The organism is Candidatus Dependentiae bacterium, from assembly GCA_040878395.1.
Lineage (GTDB): Bacteria > Babelota > Babeliae > Babelales > Vermiphilaceae > JAKBEL01.
On the sequence record JBBDMI010000005.1, the window covers coordinates 1 to 18750 of the forward strand.

Sequence of the window (18750 nt, forward strand, 5' to 3'; positions counted from 1 at the left end):
GGCGTGGACTACCAGGGTATCTAATCCTGTTTGCTCCCCACGCTTTCGTGCCTCAACGTCAGGTATGGACCAAGGAGCTGCCTTCGCCATCGGTGTTCCTCTCGAGATCTACGCATTTTACCGCTACTCCGAGAATTCCACTCCTCTCTTCCAACCTCAAGTCTACCAGTTTCTACCGCTGGGCTCCGGTTAGGCCGGAGAATTTAACAGTTGACTTAATAAACCGTCTACGCACCCTTTACGCCCAATGATTCCGAATAACGCTTGCACCCCTCGTATTACCGCGGCTGCTGGCACGAAGTTAGCCGGTGCTTTCTCTAATGGTACAGTCATCCCTTTTCTCTATTAAAGAAAAGTCTTTCTTCCCACTTAACAGGAGTTTACGATCCGAAAACCTTCATCCTCCACGCGGCGTCGCTGCGTCAGGCTTTCGCCCATTGCGCAATATCCCTCACTGCTGCCTCCCGTAGGAGTCTGGACCGTGTCTAAGTTCCAGTGTGGCCGTACACCCTCTCAGGCCGGCTAGCCATCATCGCCTTGGTGAGCCTTTACCCCACCAACTAGCTAATAGCTCGCAAGCTTATCCTTTAGCGACAGCAAAGAGGCCATCTTTCTCCCCGAAGGGACATATGCAGTATTAACCCTGATTTCTCAGAGGTATCCTTCACTAAAGGGTAAATACTCACGCGTTACTCACCCGTCCGCCGCTGTACTCACTTCCGAAGAAGCTTTCTCGCTCGACTTGCATGTGTTAAGCACGCCGCCAGCGTTCATTCTGAGCCAGGATCAAACTCTCCATCACAAAAATTGTGATAAAGGAATTTACTAAAAGGACAGTATGTGCTAATTTTTTTTAGCTTTCTCATGTATTTCAAAGATGACTTTTTCGTCGATTCTTTGCTGTTTTCAGGAGGCTTTTTCGTTTCGCCTCTCGATCAATATGTTAAGTAGTATACCTGTGTGAGCACATCTGTCAACACTTTTTTTGCAAAAAAGAAAAAAAAGTTTTAAATTGGCTCAAAAAGGGGTCTTTTGCATTTAACAAAATGCTTCAAATAGGACGATCCAAAGGGCAATAACCCTCCATTCCTATCTCGTATAGATTGGTTTAAAAAATATAAAAAAACATCACCTAATTTGTCTATAGATTCGCAAAAAACTTTATTTCTTCACGCAATAACTTAGCTACATAAGCAAATAAGTACACAAAAATGAGTAAGCTTTTTTATTTTTAATCAGCTACTTAGTTTATGAGCTTTTTACTTTGCAAAACAAGCCTAAAATCATACATACTTTGCCTTAAATACACATAACTCTATTTGAAGCATCTATTATATAAGGTATAAACCCCTCAAGACACACCTATAACAATAGACACATAGCAACACCACAAAAGCCTTTCAACAAAAGATTTCAGTGATTTCAATGCTTCACCATATAATGCTATACTCAATGATGAATTAAAATAAATTAAAAAAACATGATGTAAGTTGAAACCTAGGATAAAGCAACCATGCTCATAGATGAATTAAAAGAACAAATAAAAGCCCTCGAGCCAAACATTAACACTATAACCACTTTTTGGGACAACAGTAAACTTGAAGATCGTTTCGAACAGCTCAGATCACAAAGCCTTCAGGAAGATTTTTGGCAACATCCCGACCAAGCAAATATACTCAAGGAACTACAAAGTATTAAAATACAACGCGAGCAATATCAATTCATTACACAAACAAAACAAGATTTAGATGAAATGATTGAACTATTTGCACAAGATGAAACCGAACTAAAAAAACTACAAGAAGAAATAGACAAACTAAAGCGTGCAGTCTCAAAATTTAAAGTTGAACTCCTTTTGAATAACCCTGATGACAACTCTAACTGTTTTTTGAGCATCAACGCCGGAGCCGGCGGAACAGAATCACAAGACTGGGCAAATATGCTTTTGCGCATGTATATTCGTTTTTGCGAAAGAAATAAGTTTCAAGTATCAACCATCGACTATCAACCGGCAGAAGAAGCCGGTATCAAATCTGCCACTTTATTTATTAAAGGAAAAAATTGCTACGGCCTACTTAAAAGCGAAGCCGGCATTCATCGTTTAGTACGCATTTCACCATTTGACTCAAACAAACGAAGACACACCTCTTTTGCGGCTGTTCATTTAACTCCGGAAGCTCCCGACGTAGAAATCAAAATCGACCCCAACGATTTACGCATCGACACCTATCGCGCCGGAGGAGCAGGCGGACAACATGTTAACAAAACAGATTCGGCAGTACGCATCACGCACATCCCAACAAATATTGTCGTTCAATGCCAAAATGAACGCTCTCAAACACAAAACAAAGTGACTGCCATGAAAATGCTCATGGCAAAACTCGTTCAAAAACAGAAAGAAGAAGAGGACGCAAAACAAGCATCCGTACAAAAAAAGAAAATCGAATGGGGATCGCAAATCAGATCGTATGTTTTACATCCGTACAAAATGGTCAAAGATCACCGCACAAATATTGAATCTCCCCAACCGGAATTAATACTTGACGGCGACCTTATGCACTTTATTGAACAATACCTTATTTGGTCCGCACACAATAACTAATTTTTTTGCAGCAAATCATACAATGTATTAACACATTAGATTTTCCTAAAACACAGTTCCTTTAGAACTTTTAGAAAATCGCCTGAATCAACATCCAAATAGAATTTGCTGCAAAAATTCCCGACCAAAACGGATACCATTGCTCTCTATCTTTTGCCAACATACTCACTAAACCACCGACAACTAATCCCAAAGTAATATTTAATGGCATAAGCAGACCACCCAACACCAACATTGGGCTCATCTTTGCTCGCTTTAAAATCAATCCAAATATAACACCAACCAAAACCACCATATAATTAAACTCTTTCACATCAATAAGTAATTGACGCGCTTGACTACGTTGCGCAAATAACTCCGGAGACCCTAAGCCAAACTGCCGTATCAACAACCAAAAAACAACACCTATAACTAAACAACTGACCAGCAAACCAATATATTGATATTTTTTTGCACGCCCATAGCTTACTCCACTTAACTGCACCACTTTTCTACCAAATAAAACATCAACCGCAACACCGGCTGTTGCCTCAACAAATGTTGATATAATGGTAATTTGAATAACATCAAGATTGAATATAAACAATGCCGGCACCAAAACAAAAGTAGCAAAACGCCCAAGTTGAGCCAAACCAATTTTACCCGCAATTATTATAATTTGATACGTACAAATAAAAGTAAAAACTAAAAGATATAGTTGCGATACTATAGAAAAACCAAAATAAAATAATACCGATGAAATAAAAACTAACAATAAGATTCCTTCGCACAATAAAGGACGACTGATCGGTGGCAACTTGCCACACAAACTCTTGGCTTGCGACACATTGTACTTATTAAAAAAACAAACAACTTTATTAGGCATAAAGTTCCCCAAAACACCGGAGACCACCATGCCACTACAAAAAGCCAACACAAATTCCATAATAGTCATGGTATCAAAAAACAATGCATGAATCGGTTTAATAATTAAAATTTTAGACAAGGAACCAACCAAAAGCGGTACAACAATTATATGACCCGTAACAAATCCAATGGCCCACAACATTGGCCATAAATCAAAACGTATGACCGGCATCGCAAAACAATAATATGAAAAAGAAGAACAAACAGTTAATGCTTTTGGAATAATACCACGAATAAAAAAAAGACCATCCTGCAAAAAACAAAACAACATGGTCCCGACAAAACCTATTACCAATTCCCACGCTTTTCGTATCTGTTTTTGTGCAATAATCATTTTATATATCATCTGACCTATAGGAAATGGCAAATCTAATTGATCAATACATACCGGCTCGACAACATTAGCAATCCACATGCCATACCATCCGGCAGCCAACGCCAAAATCCCCACAACAGACACAAAGTAAACAGGAGAGCTCATCCAACTATTAAATAACGTTTGATCTAAAAAAAATAATGTTGGAAATGAAAATCCAAATGCAGTTGCCAAAATGCCGCCTATCGACCCGGATATAGTCACATATATGAGCGGACTATCAATCGATGCCTTGCGAGAACATGAATAAATAAGAAACCCCAACAACACCAAAGTAGGCGCTATCCAAGGACCAATTGGAGTTGCCATAGAAATATAGCTCATCACAGCGGTTGAGAATGTTGACAATACACATGCTATCACTAACGTCATGCAATTCATTTACATAAGCCTTTTATATTGAATTTAAAAAATTTGACACATAGAACATCAGCTACTAACCTATTACTTTAACTTTCTCCTATCTCAATGCGTTATTAATTAATCAGTATAAAAAAGGGCCTTCTGAAAATGGTCAACAAAATAAATAGTGTATACATCCTTTTCCTTTTATATGCAACAACTGCTTGCGCTACCATTGATGAAGCTTCAAATTATTTTAACACATCTTTTTTGATTCACTACGATCAAGTAACTGCTGCATTAATCAAAGACGGCTTCAATGAAATAGATTTTTATGCAGAAGACGGACTCAAACTCAATGGCCTTTTTTTACAGCGACCCGATGCTACCTGTAATACAATTCTTTGCTGTGGATTTTATCCCGGCCGCAAAGAAGGACTCGCAGCATTTTATCATCTATTGCCTCAAAACAGTAATATTTTCTTATTTGATGCACGCGGACACGGCAAAAGTGATGGCCGATTTTTGAGCAAGATACCATTTTATGGGCTACATGAATATAATGACATTATTGGCGCCGCAACTTTTTTGGCCAAACAAAACAATAAACCAACTATTATTTTAGGCGTATGCGCAGGAGCATATCATACAGTTCGAGCAATTGATAAATTACAAAAAAATAACGCAATAGAAAAATTAAACATCAAAGGTCTCATTTTAGACAGCAGCATCATTTCACTTTTGGAATCAACCCGCGTCCCTAAAAAATATTTCAAACATGCAATTTTACCAGGTTTATTGCGCACATCATTTTACCCCAACGAAAACAGGCACGAAATAAAAAAAACCTCTTTCTATAGACTATGTTGGACATGCGCCGCCCCATTATTAACATTATTTGAATACTTTTTGTGGCCATGTGTTATACTAAGAAATGAAGCAATCGATATTAGACCTTTATGCGCACATATCGACATGCCGATATTTTTCATTCATGCACAAAATGATGCTTACGTTTCATTTGAACTCGCACAAAGCTGTGCTGAGTATGCATCGAAATATTGGTGGCCGGAGCAATCAGAGCATGCTTGTATTTATTTAAAACATAAACATGCCTACCGTGATCATTTACATGACTTTTTTGCTACTGTGCTACACGCTTAACATTGTTGCATTATATTAACCTGAAACCATTAGATACATTATGCTTTTAATTATTGTTTTATACGCTTTATTCGGATCTTCTTTTGTACTAGGAAAACTTTTACTTTCCTACACAACACCCCTTTTTCTCACCGGTGCTCGTATGACCATTGGCGGACTGATTTTACTTTCATACCTTTTCTTTTATGCTCATGAACATTTCAAATTCAAACGGAAGCATATATACTGGTATGTTCAAATGATATTTTTTGGCATCTATATTACCTACTCATTACGCTTCTGGGCACTTAATTATATGCCCGCTGCGAAAACAAACTTCATATACAACCTTTCGCCATTCCTTTCAGCACTATTTTCATACATTGTGTTTAGCGAAAAATTATCAATGAAAAAATGGCTCGGACTTGCCGTTGGACTTGTCGGCCTGCTTCCAGTATTACTCAGCACATCAAATCTAGAACAACAAGTTGGTGAAATGTCATTTTTATCATGGCCTGAATTAGCTGTAATTTTATCAGTCGCAACACACACCTATAGCTGGATTATCATGCGCAAGTTGGTAAAAGAAAAAAGCTACTCTCCCATGATGATCAACGGATTGAGTATGACCTGCGGAGGCATTCTTGCATTAATCACCTCTTTATTTGTTGACGGATTTGCACCCATTGCATCAGGATCCATAGGCTACTTTTTCGGTATTTTAGGCATGATAATCCTATTAAGTAATATCATTTGCTACAACTTATACGGATGGCTACTCAAACGCTATACGGCAACATTTTTATCTTTCTCAGGTTTTTTAAGCCCTATATTCACTGCACTATATGGCTGGATTCTTTTAGGAGAAGTAGTCACCTGGCATTTTTATGCATCATGCATTATCGTATTTATCGGTCTCTATCTTTTTTATCAAGAAGAACTTCAAGAATCTACCGCCTTACATATCGGTGAAGTTGACTTAGATTAGTTAAGATCACCTTACGCAATAAATACAATATATTAGACATCTTATAGTTACTTAAAACCTATATGGTGCATTTTACTATGAATTGAATTTTCTCTCTGTCGTCCTCACGAATGCCTATGCATTACCCACATTTTATCCTTTATAAATCATGCATATTTATCTTAACTAAAGTAATAAGCATTTACGGCACTCACAGATTTAATAACTTATTTTAGAAGAAACTCTTTTTAAAATTATTACCACACAGTTTCCAAATAGTATGCGATAAAAATCCAAGCACAAAAAAATAAATCGAGTTATCCATTTTGTCATCAAGTATGTTTAAACAATTTAATGTGATAATCCAAGCACAAAAAAAATAAATCGATTCATCCATTTTGTCATCCCTGAAGGGGATCCAGCGAAAATCGGTGTAGTCTAGAGGAATACTTGGCCAAAAAAGTTTGTTCATTTAAAAATTGAATTGGTTTCTAATGTTTTTAAATTTTACTTTATAACATTCTTTAGACAATGCACATCATTGATCAAGGTTTTATCAACATTAGGCCGGTCTCCGCTGGATTCCCTTCAGGAATGACAAAATAAATGATTATTTCATCTATAATGATCATCGCTATACAAAAAATTTTTTAAAAATGTTCACACTTATTGAAAAAAGTACAAAATAATTTTGCGTAAGGTGAGTTAGTTAAGATCAAAACGCTTGTTTATACTATCATTATAGTTCTTACAAATCATGTATTTAATTATCTTATTATAAAAAAATAAAGCACCTAAGACTAACATCATTTAAACTTTTTTATTATTCCAATTGTAAACAAGTTCTCAAATAAAAATAAAAATCTTGCGTAATGACATGCAAATATGTTTTAATCTTTTAAAGAGAAGCATTAATTTGAAATATAAGATAAAAGTTTTTTTTACAAATCTTAATTATAAAAGAGATAAACACTGTATCATATAAAAATATTGCAAAATTAAATATAATTCATATAGATATAAAAATAGAGATTAAGATTATAAGAAAATAAAAGTATAAGTTTGAGAGGGAATGTTTTTTTAACTTTTTTTAGGGGGGAATGAAGCAATGAATAAACGTTCTTCATTTAGAGTGGTAATGTTACTAGCTCTTGTAGCAGGTAGCGCACATGCAGAATATGCATGCGAAGGTCCATTTGAATCAGGAAACTGGTTCGTAAAACCAAAAATTGGTGTAGCTCCATCAATTTTTGCGTCTCGACGTGCACGCCAACAATTCGTTGTGCCTCGTGCAGCTCAAGATAGCGCCTTATGTGACCAAAGTGTGCCTGAATGTAATGTAAATAATTTTGCAAATGCATTGCAAGAAGGTCCATGTTTACCAAAATTCAGCGACATGTTCCGCCAAGGTGTTTTACATGTTGGTGTTGAACTCGGTTACAATGTATGTGATCGCAGTCCATGGTTCTTGGAATTTGTATATAATCGCGCAAGCGGACAATGCATTCCACAATGTGGCGAATACATAACTAATGCTGCAACTGCAGGATGCACTGCTGATTGCAATACTGATTGCAAAACAAGTTGCGCTGATAGCTGCTGCCCAACAGGCGACAGTTTGTCAAATATTTGCGGCATCCAAGACGACTATGATGACTACACTGCATATGGTGGATACATTGGCTCTCGTTACTTTACAGACCGCTTCTGGTGTGACTCAACTTCATGGTGGTTCGGTTACAAAGTTGGTATCTTACATCGCAACCGTGTAGATTCTTGCACAACTTTCTTATTCCCAAATTCTGATGAAGGAAGCTGTGAAGATGCACAAGAAATACAAGTTCGTCGTGCAGTATTTTGTAAAAGTAACTCCGTAAGTGGCGGTGTTCAAATGGGCTTTGACTATAACTACAATGAATGTCTTTCATTCCAACTTGGTTTTGAAGTTGTAGCTTCATGCGGATTGCGTGGAAACAGAAATCATGCATTTGATATTGCTCAAGTAAAAAATGCAACCGGCGAAGCTTTAACTAATGGTCTTAACCTACCTTCAAACATCTTGATTCGCAATACCGGTGCGGTAGTTAATTTCCCAATTTGGTTCGGCGTACGTTGGGATTTTGGCAGCTTCTGTGATCCATGCACACCCTGCTAATTTAATTTATAATAAACACAAAAGAGGGGAAGGTACATTATAAGCCTTCTTCTCTTTTTACCACCCTTACCAACTTTTGTTAAAAAAAATCTAACAATATCTTGACACAGCTTATATAGATTATTAAAACTATAAAAAAAGGTAAAATTAACAAAAAAAGAAGGGGCAAAAAAAAGGTAAAAAAATTAGTTTACGTTATATTGACTTGATCAATATAAATTAGTAGTATCACAGGGAAGTAAAAATAACCCATTTTTAAAGGAGTGGAAGCAATGAACAAATTGCATTCTTTCAAATTAGTAGCCTTGTTATCAATCGTTGCAGGTCTACAAGCTTATGGTGATGACTGTGGCCCATTGGAACGTGGTCGTTGGTATGTAATGCCTAAAATTGGTGTTGCTCCAGGTATCTTTGCAAACAGAGGTCGTGAGCAAGTTGTAGTACCAAAAGCTGCAGTTACTTGTCCTTTGATTTGTACAGAAACCGGTGAAGCATTTTCATGCAATGACATCATAAGTAGCCCAGGAAATGTATTACAAGAAAATCAATGCAAAGCACCAAAATTTGGTGATCTTTTCAGCAACGGTGTATTACACGTAGCCGGTGAAATCGGACACAACACTTGTGACAATAGCCAATGGTTCATCGAAGCATTCTATAACCGTGCAAGCGGTAGCAATGTATGCCTAGATGGTAACTATGTATTAGCACCAGAAGGTTGCGTTAAAGATTGCAACAAAGATTGCAACACTAACTGCACTACTGGCGATGTATTAACTACTTGGGCTAGAAATGACTGCTATGACGACTACAGCGCTTATGGTGCTTATGTTGGTCACCGTCACTACTTCAGCCGTGTATGGTGTGACCGTGTTTCATTCTTTACCGGTATGAAATTTGGTATCCAACACAGAAAAGCAGTATGTGTAAACACTACAGTTCCTGCACATGATGTAACTGTTGATGGTACAACTTATAGCTTCGCAGAACAAGAAAACTTGTCTCGTGTTGCATTTTGTAAAAGCAATGCTGTAAGTGGTGGTTTGCAATTAGGTGCTGATTATTGCATCAACGATTGCCTATCATTCTTAATCGGTGCTGAAGTACAAGTAACTTCACCATTCAAAGGCAATAACAATGCACGCTTTACTGTTGCAACTGCAACAGGTCAAGATGTACCAACATTACAAGTTCCTCAACCAACTAACTTGCTCCGTTGCGGAACAGGTACTTTTGTACAGTTCCCTGTATGGGCAGCTTTACGTTGGGAATTTGACTTCTGTAATCCATGCAATCCATGTGCATAATTTACACAAGTTAAATTAACAAAATAATAAAAAAGCTCCGCGTTTTTGCGGAGCTTTTTTATTACCCAATTTTTTTATTTTTCTATGATTACTTTATTTTTTGCATTTAAAATTCGCCTGACATGCTCATCAATTTGTTCAATCGATACCAATCCATCTTTAATCGCTATTTTGATACAGTCAATTGCTTTTGGCAGATCAACCGGACATAACAAGATATCATTGCCTGCTAATAATGCATTCAACTCTAATACTCCTGATTCATAATGATCAGTAAGTGCACGCATACCCAAACCATCTGTTATAACTAAACCATCAAATCCTAGCTCATCTCGTAATATTTTTTGTATTATCTTCTTTGATACACTAGCGGGTGTACCGGTTTCATCTAATGCAGGCGCAGATAAATGCCCCATCATAATTGCAGGAACGTTACTTTTAATCATTTGTATAAATGGCGATATCTCAATTGCATATAAACGATTTTTATTGTGATTTAAAATAGGAAGTTGCAAGTGAGAATCAACATTAGTATCGCCATGTCCCGGAAAATGCTTTGCGCAGGAAAGCACTCCAACCGATTGCAAGCCTTGCATATAAGCAATTCCCTTTTGTGCAACATTATCCTTATCATTACCAAATGAACGTGCGCCAATTATTGGATTGTCCGGATTAGTATTAATATCAACTACAGGAGCAAAATTTATATGCACTCCTAACTCTTTACAGTCTTTGCCAATCTCTTGTGCAATTTCAAAAACTTCTTCGTTGGACAACTGACCAAGAATATCATTTTTATCAAAATATCTGCCATCTTTAACACGCATTGCAACACCCCACTCAGCATCTAACCCAATCAACAAAGGAATTTTCGCCAATTGTTGAAACTCATGTACTGTTTTGTGCATAGTATCCTGAGTTGCATCACCTAAAAAAATCACTCCGCCAACATAATACTCTGTTATCATATTTTTAATATAATCAGGATTCACTTGATAAGGCGTTCGTTGCATAAACATTTGATTGATAGAGATATCTGAAACTGATGCAACCATAAACAGCTGTCCAATTTTTTGCTCAATCGTCATAGTTGCCATTAATTGTTCCATGTCAGTTTCCGCACAAACATTAAACATACAACATAATAAAAATAATATTATTCGATGACACATACCCACTCCTTTCACATTTGAATAAAACAGTTATTCAAATTATACCAAGAGAGATATGAATAAATAGATACTTTTTATAGATCGGTTAACTTAGCACCGGAAAGAAAATGAGAATGCATATGCATTACACTTTGACCCGCTTGAGCGCCATTATTCATAATAAGGCCAAATGCTTTGGGCTCAGGAAGCTTTTGTGCTATCTGTTTTGCCATGAACATCATAGAGCCCATCAAGGGCAAGTCAGATTTTTGTAGATCATGAAGATTAACAATATGCTTTTTTGGAATAATTAAATAATGAATAGGAGCTTTTGGCGCAATATCTTCAATAACAATACAGTCATCATTTTCATCAATCAACTTTGCTGGAATTTCTTTGTTAATAACTTTACAAAAAACACATGATTGATTAGTCATTATCATTACACCTTTAAAAAAATGGCCGTGCCATACGAAGCTTGCCGAGCCTGGAGGCCCGGATCCATCCTTCGTTGAAACTACGGAGGACAGGTAAGCGAAGTATGGTGCCGGGAGTCGGACTCGAACCGACACAGTGTCACCACCGCGGGATTTTGAGTCCCGTGCGTCTACCAATTTCGCCATCCCGGCATATAATATAAAAAGAGCTCTTTTGTGCTTATATATTAACTCAAACACTCTTCTTCGTCAATAGCAATTACAACTTAAAACTTGCGGCTTATAACCTATAATTGTTAGTATCAAACACGCAATTGCAATGTTTTTTACAAATAAAGGAAAAGAACGTGAAAAACAGATTTAAATCCACATACCTACTCATGCTTTTGTTCAATTTTATTAATACGTATAGCTTTGGATCTTGTGCCCCACTCATTCCTGGTTGCTGGTACATGCTACCCAAAATCGGCATTGCCCCCACACTATTTACAAACCGCACCTCAACATTATGGATAGAACCATTAAATGCATTTGAAAATACACGTGACTATGATGCTGACAATACTGATTGGCCCACAAATCCGCCCACCGGATTAAATGATATTAACACCATATTGCGAGATACCGGAGCCTGTTGGCCCAAATTCAAAGAAGCTTTTTCAAACCGAGTACTACACGTTGGCGGAGAAATTGGCTACAACTTGCGCGATAACTGTTTAGCGTTTATTGATATAACCTATGATCGTGCATCAGGAAATACGGTCTGTTTCTCTGTCAACCAAGAAAATTTTGGTAATCCACCCTCTGCAGGCAATCGATCAACCATTACATCACAGTTTACCCAAACCTATAGCACATATAATCAGTTCGGCGCCTTTTTAGGCGCACGGTATTACACCGACCGTTTTTTATGCAATAGCGTCTCTTTCTTTTTTGGTAATAAAGTTGGCATAATCCACCGAGGAAATATTTGTATAGATACATTAATTGAAACTGAACTTTCTCCTGATAACATAGAATCAATAAGAAACTCTGTTGAGGTATCAGCAACTGACAATACAGTCGGTGGCGGTATCAATTTAGGCATTAATCTTTATATATGTGATCGCTTATCAGCTTATATAGGTACTGAAATAATTGCTTTATGCGGACTGAACACAAAAAAAATAGTTCCTAATACAACAATAAATGATACCTCACTCAATTACGTTGTACAGCACAGCCATGTAATTCCGGGTTGCACCGGCACGATGATACAGTTCCCTGTATGGTTTGGTTTACGTTACAATTGGGGATGCTGTTAAAGATCTGCATGCAACCAATCAATAAACTGCATACGTTTTTCAATATCAACAAACCACCACCATGCTGCACCATCGAGCAGTTTAAATGTGCGATTAAAAGTACCATCATCATTTGAAGTAATCTGCATCTGTTTGTTTATAAATAAACCTGTATTTTCTTGCAAATGTATCGGTTGCTGTAAATGCGATGCCATCACCAACATAATTTGTTGATACTGTGCAATATAATCACCAAATTGATATGCCCGCTTTTCAGCTTCTGCTTCAATCGTACCGCGATACGGTTCATCAACAAGTAGTAAATGACATGTATCTTTATCACTTTGTTGCACATATTGTTGCAACTGCCCAAGTCGTTTTTTTTGCGCCATAAATGTAGAAATATCATGTGCAATATCTTCTTGTGGATTAAAACTGGTGCGCAATCCTGCAAACAAACTCATGTTGCATGCATTGGCCGGAACAATCCCCCATGAATGCGCAAGCACTACTGACCCACCCATTAATTTGAGCAAACTTGATTTACCACCCCCATTAGGACCGGTAAGTAAAAGATTACGTGATTGATCATCACCACCTAAAGAGATTGAATTACCTATATGATTAGATCTAATAAGTGGCAACCAACCATCGACAATGTCCAACATCGGTTTTTTAGATACACTCATCTGTGCAAAACAAAATGGTCGCTCTTGATGATCTTTATATTCATGATACACACGACAAATAGAAACAAAACCGTCTATCACCCCAACCGCTTGCATAACTGGCAAAAGTTCATCCTTTAACTCTTGCATTAACTTATGTGTAATGAGCACATGACCACGAGAATAAAAAATATGCTGTTTTTCTACAAATGTAGAAGCTTGTAACAAATGTAATATTTTTTGTATAGATGCTGTTGCTGTTTTTTCATTCAATAACAGATCTAATTTTTGCAAACCACAATGATTTTGCAAAGCAGGAATGTCTTGTATTATTTCCTGCAACTCTTTAATTTTTGAAAAAAAATTGGCAACATCACACAAGCGATGCTGTAAGCTGACATGCGTTTTATACAAAAAAGTGAGACGTTCATAATTCTGTTTTATACTCAACCATAAACGATGATCTTGATAGGCAACTTGACCGACTACCCATAAAAACGCAATCGGAGAAGCCCAATTACATTGCTCTTTAAAGAATGACCACCTATCACCAAATGATCCTTGTAAAACGGTGCGCATTACAGCCGTATTCTTTACTGTCTCTTTTACACGATGAATAGATTTTTTCATATGATTTGAAAATGATAAAATTTTATCATTTAACCAACTATATATACCCCCAGTTTCAGAAATTGTTGCTTGCTCTATCTGCAATGGTGCAAGTGCAAATTTTTTGCCTGCTTTTAATTGTTGATAAGCATCATCATTAAAACTATGATCATGCAACAATCTCATAAAACCATTCTTTGATCCTTGTATAAAATCAATTGATCGTCTTTCAAGTTGAGCATCAATAAGTTCGCACATCAATCCATTAATGCATAGCAATGAAGCTAAATTAGTAACGGCATTACATGAATCTGCGACATATGCATAATCCAATGCAACTTTACTATTATTTAAAATTGATGTGAAATATGAATAATATAATTGCTGTGCTTGAGCATTAAGTTGATCATGCTCATCAAAATAAGCTAAGAAGCTATCCTCAACCTGCTTTATTTCATCAAGTAATTTACAAAGCTTATTAAACAACTGTTCATCTTGATCGATTTTTGCAACACTCTCTTGCCGTTGTTTGATAACATGCACATTGTCAATCGGCTTGGTCAATTGCTCCAACCCCCACCGACCAAAAATAGTATGCGTGCGATCAAACAATGTAATATAATCTGAAATTGCCAACTCTTGCCATTCATACCAATTGATCACATAACGATAACCTTGCACAAACGGTTTAGCATAAAGCACCTGGTTTATAATTTTTTGTTTATTACTTTCAATTTCTTGATTTTTCTCTTCATCTAAACTGCTTGGTATCAAATCTACAGCATGGCGAAAAAATATCAGTTTATCATTACCACACAAAGGCAATACAAAAAACAAAGATAAGAAAAAAAATCTGATAAAAAACATAATGACCTACTACCATTAAAATTACATGCAAAAAAATAGATATGTTAAAAAAATAACAGAAAAAATGGTTTTACACAAAAGCTTTAAACTACATCTGCAAGATTAAACAGTGGTGTATATACAGCAAAAATAAGGCCTGCTACAAGTAAACCTAAAATAATCATTAAGGCCGGCTGTATCATCATGGTATAGCGATTTAACGTACGTTGTACTTTTTGTTGATACAGCTCGCTTGCACGATGCACCATATCCAACAAATGCCCTGTTTCTTGTCCGACAGTTATAAGCAAAATAATATCTTGTGCAAAAAACTTAGATCTTTGTTGCATTACAGCACTCAACTCCTGGCCGGCTTCAACTTCTGTGATCATATCTTGTATGGAAGCTTTAAAAAAGCTATTGTAAACCGCTTCCTTTGCAATAGATAAAGCAGGAACTAACGGCAAACCTCCTTCTAACAAAAGTGACAATGATCGAAGAAAATAAACAAGATCAATCTGCTTAAATAATATGCCTACATGTGGAACTACCAATAGATGTTCATCAATCTTCTTTTTAATTGATGTTCTTTTTGATACCTGTAAAAGCACCATGCAAACAGTTACAAAAATAAATAAAGTGCCCACCATATAATAACTCGAAATAAATGCACTTAATGTCATAAGCATACGCGTTGTACTTGGTAACTCTTTTGACATGGAAGCAAAAAGTTGAGCATATTTAGGTACAATAAAAAAAAGAATGACCAACATAATGACAAGAAATATACCAAAGGTAACTATAGGCAATAAAAGCGCTGAACGCAGTTTTTTTTTAAATTCATGTGCTTCTTGCAAATGATGACACAACATATTAAGAGCAACAGGCAAATTATCAGCTTCAATACCAATATCAATAACATGAATCATTTCAGGCAAAAAAATATTTGCATGTTGCTCAAATGCTTTATGCAGCATATTACCTTGCTCAACTTGTGATGAAATGCTATCTATAATTTCAGCAAAACGAGCGTCACTTGTCTGCTCACTAATAATATTAAGTGCTTGCCAAATATGTATGCCTGCCGAAAGCAACGCATAAAAATGCTGGAAAAAAAGCAATTTCTGTTCAAATGATATCGGCAACAAATTTAAATCTTTTTTTTTAGCACAGCGTACTAATGCTATCTCTTGCTGCAACAATCTTTGTCGCAACACTTCTTGATTACGTGCAAATAATGTACCTTTACACCATGATGCATCCAGTGTTACACCACGCCAGCAATAATAAGGCATCAACTTCCTTTTTTACTATTCCACTGTTACCTTTTTAACAAAAATATAATCACTAAAACAAGTAATCAATTGATCCAAAAAAATCTTAAAATAACTTCATTTGTGTATGAATCCCCAAACGCTCTAACAACTGCTCATACGTTACATCAAGCTCAATTTTCACACGCTTATTACGGCTCGTTTTACCTGCAGTAATAACAACGTCCACCATAGGTATTTTTAATGTTTTTGATAATAGCTTTATCAACTCATTATTTGCTTGATTACGTTCAGGCGCACTTTTTAAATAACAAACCAAACGATCTTCTTTATTTAACTTAAACTGTTGCCTACCTGATTGAGGTACCACCTTGATATCCACCATAAAAGCCATGATATTCCTGTATATTGAATCTGTTCGATCGCTTATTTATGCTAAGCATACATTTTTAATAAATAGATGAAAAACTTGCATAAAATCATACATCTATTATCCTTATGACTAAGATTTATACTTTGAAATATATGTTTTTGCTGGAGAGATGGCTGAGTGGCCTAAAGCGCTTGCCTGCTAAGCAAGAGCCTCGAAAGGGGCACGAGGGTTCGAATCCCTCTCTCTCCACCAACCTTCGCCAAGGCTTCGGTTGGCAGGCCAACTTTGAATAGATTTTTTTTAAAAAAAACACTATTAAGACTGGAAATAAAGCAAAAAACATATTATATTATTTAAATATTGAAATTTATATGCGCCCGTAGCTCAATTGGATAGAGCGTCGGACTACGGATCTGAAGGTTGGGGGTTCGACTCCTCCCGGGCGCACCAGTCTTCGCTTACCTGTCCTCCGTAGTTTCAACGAAGGATGGATCCGTTTCATCCTGAGTAACACGAATGTGTGTACCGAAGGACGACTCGGCAAGCTACGTCTGGCACAGCCATCTTTTTTAATGGTGTATTTTCACCTATTAAAATTAAAAGCTGTTTGCCACTATATAATAGACTTAGCAAACCAATTTTTTGGCTAATTGCTAAATATGAAGAATGGTTACAGGTTTGGAGAGATGGCAGAGTGGTCGAATGCGGCGGTCTTGAAAACCGTTAGGCCGGGTGACCGGTCTCGAGGGTTCGAATCCCTCTCTCTCCTCCATTTTTCACAATTACAAAAAAACATCTTATTATCACAAACTCTATACAGTGTTTCGATCCCAGACTTTTTGCACTTTGCTTTTGTTCAATGCTTATTTACCAAAATAACATAATCAATGCCATTGCAGCCATAAGCAAATCTTCAAATAGTGTGACATAAGTCATTGGTATCTTAAACACCACACCTAAACATGCACAAGTAATATCGCGCCCCTTACTCAATTCAATTGCAACACCAATTGCACTTACAAACATAACAATAAGTGTTACAAAGTTGGTAACATTAGGAAATAATCTAAACAGATATGCAAGCCCCAAAGCAATTTCGATAAAAGGATATGCGTAGGCATATATTATACTTTTTTTTGCAATTACGTCATACGTGGCATAAGCCTCTGCAAAACCTTTTAAATTCAACAACTTAAATGCACCAAAAATGATAAAGAATGCTGCCATAAAGTCGCTCATAGCTGCCCGTAAATCAGGTCCATAACTCAGCTGCCGCAAACCGACAAATGAGATAACTATTAAGAAAATAGCAATCAATGGCAAAAAGTCTTTAAAGCTATACTTTTTTGTTTGATGTTCCATATTTATTTTTTCCTTCTTTATTCACTTTCTTGAGGAAACCGTTGCTCAAAACCTTTAATCATCTGTTGCATAGGATCAACGTAACTACCGGAAGGGACGGCCCGTTGACTCATCGCCTCTTCTTGACGACGCTTTTGCTCCGCAGCTCGTTGTTTCCACTTCACTGCTTCTTCTTGCCAAAAATCATCTTCTTCATCTTCTTCATCTTCTGCTTCACGAATACGAGCAAACTTACTCGCCAATCCTTCAGCCAAAACATCTCTTAAACTATCTTCTTGTTCACCGAATTCATCTTCAGAATCAACCCCGATCACTGCAACTTCATCCTCATAATCTCTCGGTGGCAATGGTGGCGCTGCTTCATCTATTAAATCATCCCGTGTCGGAACCGGAGGCGGCGCAACAGCTGTTTTTTGTTGAGGTGTAAATCGATGAAAACCTCTAATTCCAATTCCAGGCTGACGCTGCAATTGCGGTCTTCTTAATCCCATAGAATATGAAGGCTTTGTTGAACGATCAATTTTTGGTGGCACTCCAAACTTACTTTTATTTTCATAATCTCGCGGTGGCAATGGTGGCGCTGCTTCATCTATTAAATCATCCCGTGTCGGAACCGGAGGCGGCGCAACAGCTGTTTTTTGTTGAGGTGTAAATCGATGAAAACCTCTAATTCCAATTCCAGGCTGACGCTGCAATTGCGGTCTTCTTAATCCCATAGAATATGAAGGCTTTGTTGAACGATCAATTTTTGGTGGCACTCCAAACTTACTTTTATTTTCATAATCTCGCGGTGGCAATGGCGGCACCACTTCTCCCATTAAATCATCCCGTGTCGGAACCGGAGGCGGTGCAACAGCTGTTTTTTGTTGAGGTGTAAATCGATGAAAACCTCTGATTCCAGGCTGACGCTGCAATTGCGGTCTTCTTAATCCCATAGAATATGAAGGCT

14 protein-coding genes, 4 tRNA genes and 1 rRNA gene are annotated in these 18750 nt (G+C 37.0%); 9 read left to right on the plus strand and 10 right to left on the minus strand.

Annotated features, from left to right (window positions below; all coding sequences use genetic code 11):
- Positions 1-802: ribosomal RNA gene (locus tag WD055_01510) — 16S ribosomal RNA — on the minus strand; the annotation flags it as partial.
- A 711-nt stretch (positions 803-1513) separates the two neighbouring features.
- Here WD055_01510 and prfB point away from each other — a divergent pair.
- Complete coding sequence (gene prfB / locus WD055_01515) at positions 1514-2602, plus strand: peptide chain release factor 2 (protein ID MEX0848882.1); 1089 nt, start codon at positions 1514-1516, stop codon at positions 2600-2602.
- A 70-nt stretch (positions 2603-2672) separates the two neighbouring features.
- Here prfB and WD055_01520 read toward each other — a convergent pair whose 3' ends face one another.
- The gene (locus tag WD055_01520) at positions 2673-4256 is read right to left on the minus strand and encodes an OPT/YSL family transporter (GenBank protein MEX0848883.1); all 1584 of its coding nucleotides are present in this window, start codon (positions 4254-4256) and stop codon (positions 2673-2675) included.
- Positions 4257-4394: 138 nt separating this feature from the next.
- Between WD055_01520 and WD055_01525 the strand changes: the two genes are divergently transcribed.
- The 4 genes from WD055_01525 (at position 4395) to WD055_01540 (ending at position 9798) form a co-directional block, all read left to right on the plus strand.
- Entirely contained in the window at positions 4395-5390 is a 996-nt protein-coding gene (locus tag WD055_01525; protein ID MEX0848884.1) for an alpha/beta hydrolase, read from the plus strand.
- A gap of 40 nt (positions 5391-5430) precedes the next feature.
- Entirely contained in the window at positions 5431-6357 is a 927-nt protein-coding gene (locus WD055_01530) for a DMT family transporter (GenBank protein ID MEX0848885.1), read from the plus strand.
- A 1087-nt stretch (positions 6358-7444) separates the two neighbouring features.
- The gene (locus WD055_01535) at positions 7445-8491 is read left to right on the plus strand and encodes a hypothetical protein (GenBank protein ID MEX0848886.1); all 1047 of its coding nucleotides are present in this window, start codon (positions 7445-7447) and stop codon (positions 8489-8491) included.
- Between the two features lie 272 nt (positions 8492-8763).
- The gene (locus WD055_01540) at positions 8764-9798 is read left to right on the plus strand and encodes a hypothetical protein (GenBank protein ID MEX0848887.1); all 1035 of its coding nucleotides are present in this window, start codon (positions 8764-8766) and stop codon (positions 9796-9798) included.
- A gap of 74 nt (positions 9799-9872) precedes the next feature.
- Here the strand turns inward: WD055_01540 and WD055_01545 are convergent, their stop codons facing one another.
- The 3 genes from WD055_01545 to WD055_01555 all read right to left on the minus strand — a co-directional run bounded on the left by WD055_01545 (position 9873) and on the right by WD055_01555 (position 11578).
- Positions 9873-10970 (minus strand): glycoside hydrolase family 3 protein, encoded by a 1098-nt coding sequence (locus WD055_01545; protein ID MEX0848888.1) that lies wholly within the window; start codon positions 10968-10970, stop codon positions 9873-9875.
- 74 nt (positions 10971-11044) lie between these two features.
- Positions 11045-11386 carry an HIT domain-containing protein gene (locus WD055_01550; GenBank protein ID MEX0848889.1) on the minus strand — a complete coding sequence of 114 codons (342 nt, stop codon included), beginning with the start codon at positions 11384-11386 and terminating at the stop codon, positions 11045-11047.
- A 105-nt stretch (positions 11387-11491) separates the two neighbouring features.
- Positions 11492-11578 (minus strand) — tRNA-Leu (locus tag WD055_01555).
- A gap of 155 nt (positions 11579-11733) precedes the next feature.
- Here WD055_01555 and WD055_01560 point away from each other — a divergent pair.
- A complete protein-coding gene (locus WD055_01560) occupies positions 11734-12690 on the plus strand; it encodes a hypothetical protein (GenBank protein MEX0848890.1) in 957 nt (318 codons plus the stop codon).
- Here WD055_01560 and WD055_01565 read toward each other — a convergent pair.
- The 3 genes from WD055_01565 to WD055_01575 form a co-directional block, all read right to left on the minus strand.
- Positions 12687-14813: a hypothetical protein gene (locus tag WD055_01565; GenBank protein ID MEX0848891.1), complete on the minus strand. Its 2127-nt coding sequence runs from the start codon at positions 14811-14813 to the stop codon at positions 12687-12689. The genes WD055_01560 and WD055_01565 overlap by 4 nt on opposite strands.
- A gap of 83 nt (positions 14814-14896) precedes the next feature.
- Positions 14897-16087, minus strand: coding sequence for a type II secretion system F family protein (locus WD055_01570; protein MEX0848892.1), 1191 nt, complete (start codon positions 16085-16087; stop codon positions 14897-14899).
- A gap of 85 nt (positions 16088-16172) precedes the next feature.
- Entirely contained in the window at positions 16173-16460 is a 288-nt protein-coding gene (locus WD055_01575; GenBank protein ID MEX0848893.1) for a DUF167 domain-containing protein, read from the minus strand.
- A gap of 142 nt (positions 16461-16602) precedes the next feature.
- On the opposite strand from WD055_01575, the gene WD055_01580 reads away from it, so the two are divergent.
- From WD055_01580 to WD055_01590, 3 genes are all read left to right on the plus strand, one after another.
- Positions 16603-16691, plus strand: a tRNA-Ser gene (locus tag WD055_01580).
- 121 nt (positions 16692-16812) lie between these two features.
- Positions 16813-16889, plus strand: a tRNA-Arg gene (locus WD055_01585).
- A 230-nt stretch (positions 16890-17119) separates the two neighbouring features.
- A tRNA-Ser gene (locus tag WD055_01590) sits at positions 17120-17211 on the plus strand.
- A gap of 95 nt (positions 17212-17306) precedes the next feature.
- On the opposite strand, the gene WD055_01595 is transcribed toward WD055_01590, so the two are convergent.
- Both WD055_01595 and WD055_01600 read right to left on the minus strand, forming a co-directional pair.
- Complete coding sequence (locus tag WD055_01595) at positions 17307-17801, minus strand: MauE/DoxX family redox-associated membrane protein (protein MEX0848894.1); 495 nt, start codon at positions 17799-17801, stop codon at positions 17307-17309.
- Positions 17802-17818: 17 nt separating this feature from the next.
- The coding region (locus tag WD055_01600; GenBank protein MEX0848895.1) for a hypothetical protein at positions 17819-18750 on the minus strand (932 nt) is incomplete at its 5' end.

Coding starts and splice junctions, on each gene's coding strand:
- prfB (MEX0848882.1), top strand. CDS start 1,514: ATGCTCATAGATGAATTAAAAGAACAAATAAAAGCCCTCGAGCCAAAC.
- WD055_01520 (MEX0848883.1), bottom strand. CDS start 4,256: ATGACGTTAGTGATAGCATGTGTATTGTCAACATTCTCAACCGCTGTG.
- WD055_01525 (MEX0848884.1), top strand. CDS start 4,395: ATGGTCAACAAAATAAATAGTGTATACATCCTTTTCCTTTTATATGCA.
- WD055_01530 (MEX0848885.1), top strand. CDS start 5,431: ATGCTTTTAATTATTGTTTTATACGCTTTATTCGGATCTTCTTTTGTA.
- WD055_01535 (MEX0848886.1), top strand. CDS start 7,445: ATGAATAAACGTTCTTCATTTAGAGTGGTAATGTTACTAGCTCTTGTA.
- WD055_01540 (MEX0848887.1), top strand. CDS start 8,764: ATGAACAAATTGCATTCTTTCAAATTAGTAGCCTTGTTATCAATCGTT.
- WD055_01545 (MEX0848888.1), bottom strand. CDS start 10,970: ATGTGTCATCGAATAATATTATTTTTATTATGTTGTATGTTTAATGTT.
- WD055_01550 (MEX0848889.1), bottom strand. CDS start 11,386: ATGACTAATCAATCATGTGTTTTTTGTAAAGTTATTAACAAAGAAATT.
- WD055_01565 (MEX0848891.1), bottom strand. CDS start 14,813: ATGTTTTTTATCAGATTTTTTTTCTTATCTTTGTTTTTTGTATTGCCT.
- WD055_01570 (MEX0848892.1), bottom strand. CDS start 16,087: ATGCCTTATTATTGCTGGCGTGGTGTAACACTGGATGCATCATGGTGT.
- WD055_01575 (MEX0848893.1), bottom strand. CDS start 16,460: ATGGCTTTTATGGTGGATATCAAGGTGGTACCTCAATCAGGTAGGCAA.
- WD055_01595 (MEX0848894.1), bottom strand. CDS start 17,801: ATGGAACATCAAACAAAAAAGTATAGCTTTAAAGACTTTTTGCCATTG.